We start from the raw sequence: 5,638 nt of genomic DNA, 5'->3' as shown, positions 1-5,638 counted from the left end.
ATTAATTGCAGTAAAAACACCCCAAAAACAGCATCTAACATCTGATTATGCGCATAGAAATTCAGTCGCCAAAAATCCGCATAGCAGCATGTGGCGAGTATCTACTATGCGAGTACAGCCGTATCAGCTTGCTGAACTTGCGAGAATCACACGTATATATGAGCGTCCAGTGATACGCCCTATGCTATTCACTCCAAATTCAGCGAAAGCGGTCAAATTAAGCAAAAATATAACAGTAGGGGAGCGTAACAATTGGCTGTTTGAAACAGTACGGCATCACGCTTATAAGTTGTATTTCAAACATGGCGAGGACTGGACAAAACGCCAGTTTATGTCTTGCTTGTTTGATTTCATGAATAAACTCAATCTTGAGAAGTGCAAAACGCCACTGGTTGAGCGTGAAGTGCGTGAAATCTGCCGGAGTATTACCCGTTTTTGTTATGAGCGTTATAGCTACTCTGAAAACACTAACGATGTGCTACGCAAGATCGCAAAACAGTTAGGAAGAAAAGGTGGAGCAGCAAAAGGTAAGTCATACGCAAAACAACGCAGAAAAGCCCTCTCGCTGCATCGCAAAGGCTTATCTGTTGCTGAGATTGTAAATACTACTCAACTGTCTAAATCTACTGTCTATGCGCTAATTAAGAAGCATAAAAGCCGCATTCAGAAAAACAGAAAATCAGTAGCAGTTAAGCCGGGTCTAAAGCAGAAATCTGTTTTTCCAAATAGCTATCAGTATGGGGTCTGTTCTCTGGCGCCTGTTCCCTATATATCCAAGCAAGATTGCGAAGCAATATTGCTCACCATGACTAATAAACATTCTCTTTTTAGATTTTTAACTTCTATGTCTATGGGCGTCGGGTGGTTGTGGGCAAAATCAAAACCTGTGATATAAGCTTGTGGGCAAGTTGTGGTACAGCTATGCTTTTCCACAACTTGTCCATAAGCCTTATTCACAGACCAGTTTTGATGTTCGCTTGCGATTGTCCATAACCTCCCAGCCCGCTTTTATTTTGCTTTTTCTATAACTCCCCTGCCTCCTTAAATTTCGTTAGCCCTTGCTATGAATAAACAATGTTCTTGATGAACGATTGTTTATTCAAGCGCAAAGTGCTAACTTGAAATTTAAGCAAGCCTACCCTGTAGCTACAAATCATGTGCCTGCTACGCAGTCCATCGATGTTGTAGCACAGAAGTCTTGTTGAGGGCTTCGCCCCCAAACCCCCATCCAAAACCATAAGCAGGGGAGTGGTAAAAATGGATGATGAAGACTTAACAAAATTTAAAAAGATCAATCCGAAATCAGAAGTTAAACGTCTACGTCTGACAGTTGATGAAAAAAATCAGCTTGATGATTTTCTTGAGAAAAGAAACTTACAGTTTAGTGACTTCAACAATCGACTAATTAAAAATGCGATTAGTGCAGAATTTCATTTAGTTGAAATTGAAAACTATGTGAAACCCACATTTCCACTCAAACAAAAAAAGCATCATCGAGCACCGCCAAAAGTAGACCCAGCCGTATTATTCGAACTTGGTCGAGTCGGTACAAATCTGAATCAGTGTGCTAGAGCTTTAAATCTTATTAAAAATGACAGACAACAAGAGTTGGATCTCACTCAAGAATTTAGCTTTATCGAGTGTCTGCAAGTGCTTCAAGCAATCCAAGAAGATATACATAGCGTGATTGGTGAAATTAAAAAAACAACAATGTCCGATACCGCTATCGAGAATGCGAGAGTCCGAGCAGTCAAAGCCGTTGAGTTAGTGGAGGTCGAAACCGATGCACATTAAATTTACGAAACATGGGAAAGGCTGTCCACGCAAAGCGGTTGGCTATTTACTTGCTGAAAAAGATGCAAAAGGCGATTTGCGTCCTGATATTCAGACGCTCAGAGGTGATGCACAAACATTTGTTGCCATTACTGAAAGCCTAGATTTTGATTACCGCTATTCGTCAGCAGTAATCGCTTGGTCAAAACAAGACAATCCGACTGATGCACAGATTCAAGAAACATTAGATCAATTTGAAAAACATGCTTTTGCTGATTTAGACCCGACACGCTATCACATGAATGCTGTTTTGCATGTTGCGCAAGATGGTTCAAAGCATGTGCATGTTTTGGTGCCGCGTGTCGATCTTGGAACAGGTAAGTCATTAAATATTGCTCCTCCCGGACACGAAAAATACTTCGATAAACTCAGAGATTATTTAAACGAAAAACATTGCTGGTCCAAACCTGATGACCTCGCAATTTTGAAAGCTGATGTACAGCTACCGCACCACACGCATTCACAAAGATTGGCGGCCATTGAAATTAATTTTGCAGGTAAAACCAAGCCTGAAAAAAAAGAGCTTTTAAATAAAATCGTTGCCCAGCGCATTAACGCAGGCGTGATTCAAGACCGTAACGATGTTGTCCAAACGCTTGCTGAATATGGAATCATCACACGAAACGCTAAAGACACTATTTCAGTCAAATTGCACGGTGATAAGACAGCCGTGAAGCTCGCAGGGGAGTTTTATAAAGATGGATTCAATGTCACTGCTTACGCAGAAAATCGAGCTAGAGCAGAAGCAGATCAAAGCGCATCAAGAGCAAATGAAGTCGATGCAAAACGAGTTAATGAACTCTATAACAAACTTCAACGAGCAACTGAATCAAGAGCTAGATTCTTTGCAGACAAGTACCAGGTCCCGATTGAAATTTATAGACAACGAAATACAGCAGAGCTGTCAGAACTTGATCAACAACGCACAAGAGCAAAAGGAATCAGTGCAGAAGCTGACGCACAGATCAACCGAGCTATTGAATCAGGTACAAAGTTTAGTGAAACAAGCCGAAAGTTTGAATATTCAGAGCTTAGCTCAACAGCAGACACAGCAACAACAGCAGAAAATCAGTCTAATTTTGTCAGTATCATGTACAGCATTACTGCTAATCCTGATCATAATTTCATGGGTGAAGTAAATGAGCGAATTAAAGCAGTTAATCAGTCAGCAAGTCAGTTTGCTACAGAAACAGAACGAGCTACAGCAGACTTGTATCAACGAGCAGAAGAAGTACATCGAGCACTTAGAACAGCGCAACACAGCACTAATTCAGCAAATGAACCAAGTACCAAAGCTAGATATGTCGCAGTCTTTACAGACATTCGCAATGCAAGCGCAAAAACATTTGCAAGAGAAATTGCTTACTGTACTGGACAACTCGAACATCGAAAAATTAGTGCAGAGCAAGATCAATCAAGAACTAAAACCAATTCTGGACGATATACAGCTCACACAATCGCAATTAACGAAAGCACTTTCGACAGCATCATCATTGAATACAGCAACAGACAACGAAATCAACGTCAGCGAGTTAAACAACAAGCTTCAGAAGCTAGAACTTTCAGTCAACAACTTGATCGAACAACTAAACACATTGATTTAATTGCACGACAACTCAGTAATGTTGTGATTAAGCCAAAGCCCTGTACTGATTTAACTCGATATTTCAAAAACAATGGTTATCGCTCACCGACTGCGGAGCGTATTGCTGTTTGGTCAGAACGTCAGCATGAAGCATTTAAGAATCGAAATATTGAGCAAGTCGCTTACTACATCGAAACCAAATTTCAAGAACTAGGACACTATCAACACTATGAAAATGGGCTGAGTAGAGATGAAATTGATATTGTAAACAAGATGATACGCAATGATGAGCGCATTATTGATTATATGAAAAAATCAGGCTGTCATCTGAATTACGACACTCGACAAAAGCTCAATCGGACATTCTCACTTGAACGAACTTCAAACGAATATCGCTTAAATGATCTTGATAAAAAAGAAAACGAAGTTAAGCCGTTATTTCAGGCGAAGCCTGAAACAAAAGCTATTGAACGTAATAATGACAACGGATTCACAATGTAGGAGATGAAAAAATTATGAAAATAGATATTAGCGAGCACTTTGAAACATCATCAATCAGTGACGTTGCTTATGCTGCAATGCTTACTTTTTCTGAAATGGAAAATGTAGACTTGTCTTATTTACATGATGTGTGCGAACAATTAAATGCAGAAAAACATTGGCTGTTACAGCTAAATTGGTGTCATGAAAAAATGGACAATCAAAACTTTTTTACTTTGTGTAAAAGCTTGAACTATGACCCGATTGAGTTAAATCAAGCATTCAACGTGATCAAGCGTAAAAGTAGAAGATGACCCTTTATTTTTCTGCGTAGCAATGTTTTACATTGCTGTACTCGAAAAAAAAAGCATCTCTAAATCACTGTTTTTACTGCAGTATGCTTTTACTGAAAATAGTGCTACATTTTCATAGGCGAAAAAAAACAGGATTGCCGTCCTGTCTTTCTTCGGAATTTTAATTTAAATGCTTGAAAACACTAAAAATTAAACACCTGAATATGTCTTAATTTTAGCAGTGTTTGCGAGCTTTGCAAGCGGTTACTGTTATAAATGAATAAATGTGAAGCAAAAGACACTGATTTTCGGTCAATTTTTTATCAAGACCTACCGATTAAACCTTATTGTATGGACGAAAAACCAGGCTATATGCTTATTCGTCCCAAATCTATTGCGGTTAAAAAGCCCTATATTCAAGTTAATCCGCCACTTATGACGATTTACTTTGTCTTTGATGATGACAAAGAAGATTCCGCTTTATCCTGGTTTGACGCAGGTTTGCCACAGCCGTTTTGGACAACACAGAACCCAATCAACGGTCATTGCCATCACTGCTACAAGCTTGAGATACCGCTTTGTACAAGCGAGTTTGCTAGTGTGAAAGCAATCAAGTACGCACAAGCTATTTACTACGCTTTTGCACTCAAAATGGGTGCTGATCTCAGTTATTCTCATTTGATCACAAAAAATCCTCTCAATGACCAGTGGAGGACGATTTTTTGGACTGATAAAGCGTATTCGCTGGATTATCTTGCTGACTTCGTGGATCTGCCGAAGAAGATACCGAAAAAACTTGAAGTAGTTGGTTTAGGTCGCAATGTCACCATGTTCGAGAAAGGGCGTCATTGGGCGTATAAGGCGATTAGAGACTACATGCACCACAACTCTAGCCACGAGTGGGAAAGAGCCGTCAGGGCGCAAATAGAAGCGATTAATAGCGGTTTTGAACAACCTTTACCGTATAGCGAAGTAAAGGCGACATCAAAGAGTATTGCTAAATGGGTTTGGCAGCGTTTCAGCTATGGAGATTTCAGCGAGATTCAAGCTAAACGTGGTGCGAAGGGAGGTGCCAAGTCCAAACGTGGCCCTAAAGCTGATTCAGAGCGTTCAAAAAAGCCTTGGGAAGCCCTTGGAATTGGTCAAGCTACATATTATCGGCGCAAGAAAAAAGGTTTGATAAAGTGATAGCAGATAAGCCATATCAGATAACAGCCCCTCTTGGGGTTTGTTTTGAATCTTCCCTAGCTTTAAAGTGGGGGTTTTTATTATTCTTGTTTTATAAGTTAAATAGAAAATAACTAAAAACAATTAGAAAGTTCAAACACCAAACACCTCAAACACCAAACACCTCAAACACCAAACACCTCAAACACCAAACACCTCAAACACCAAACACCTCAAACACCAAACACCTCAAACACCAAACACCTCAAACACCAAACAC

5 protein-coding genes are annotated in these 5,638 nt (G+C 39.8%); all 5 read left to right on the top strand.

The annotated features are described in order from the left end of the window. Nucleotides 1-895, top strand: an 895-nt coding sequence (locus FTV34_RS16015) for a primase C-terminal domain-containing protein (RefSeq protein WP_180070792.1), incomplete at its 5' end; no start/stop codon positions are given. Between the two features lie 362 nt (nucleotides 896-1,257). Beyond that, nucleotides 1,258-1,794, top strand: coding sequence for a plasmid mobilization relaxosome protein MobC (mobC, locus tag FTV34_RS16010; protein ID WP_180070790.1), 537 nt, complete (start codon nucleotides 1,258-1,260; stop codon nucleotides 1,792-1,794). Then, the gene (locus FTV34_RS16005) at nucleotides 1,784-3,919 is read left to right on the top strand and encodes a hypothetical protein (protein WP_180070788.1); all 2,136 of its coding nucleotides are present in this window, start codon (nucleotides 1,784-1,786) and stop codon (nucleotides 3,917-3,919) included. The genes mobC and FTV34_RS16005 overlap by 11 nt, the downstream gene beginning before the upstream one ends. A gap of 14 nt (nucleotides 3,920-3,933) precedes the next feature. Beyond that, nucleotides 3,934-4,212 (top strand): hypothetical protein, encoded by a 279-nt coding sequence (locus FTV34_RS16000; RefSeq protein ID WP_179991719.1) that lies wholly within the window; start codon nucleotides 3,934-3,936, stop codon nucleotides 4,210-4,212. 255 nt (nucleotides 4,213-4,467) lie between these two features. Beyond that, nucleotides 4,468-5,379: a replication initiation protein gene (locus FTV34_RS15995; RefSeq protein ID WP_179991720.1), complete on the top strand. Its 912-nt coding sequence runs from the start codon at nucleotides 4,468-4,470 to the stop codon at nucleotides 5,377-5,379. Nucleotides 5,380-5,638 lie beyond the last annotated feature (259 nt).

This window comes from Acinetobacter sp. YH16038 (assembly GCF_013417275.1).
Taxonomy (GTDB): domain Bacteria; phylum Pseudomonadota; class Gammaproteobacteria; order Pseudomonadales; family Moraxellaceae; genus Acinetobacter.
The sequence above is the reverse complement of the archived record's forward strand: the minus strand, read 5'-3'. Positions and strand labels throughout refer to the sequence as shown.

What these genes read in the sequence shown, in the direction of transcription:
- FTV34_RS16005 (WP_180070788.1), top strand. Translation starts at nt 1,784, where the DNA reads ATGCACATTAAATTTACGAAACATGGGAAAGGCTGTCCACGCAAAGCG.
- FTV34_RS16000 (WP_179991719.1), top strand. Translation starts at nt 3,934, where the DNA reads ATGAAAATAGATATTAGCGAGCACTTTGAAACATCATCAATCAGTGAC.
- FTV34_RS15995 (WP_179991720.1), top strand. Translation starts at nt 4,468, where the DNA reads ATGAATAAATGTGAAGCAAAAGACACTGATTTTCGGTCAATTTTTTAT.
- mobC (WP_180070790.1), top strand. Translation starts at nt 1,258, where the DNA reads ATGGATGATGAAGACTTAACAAAATTTAAAAAGATCAATCCGAAATCA.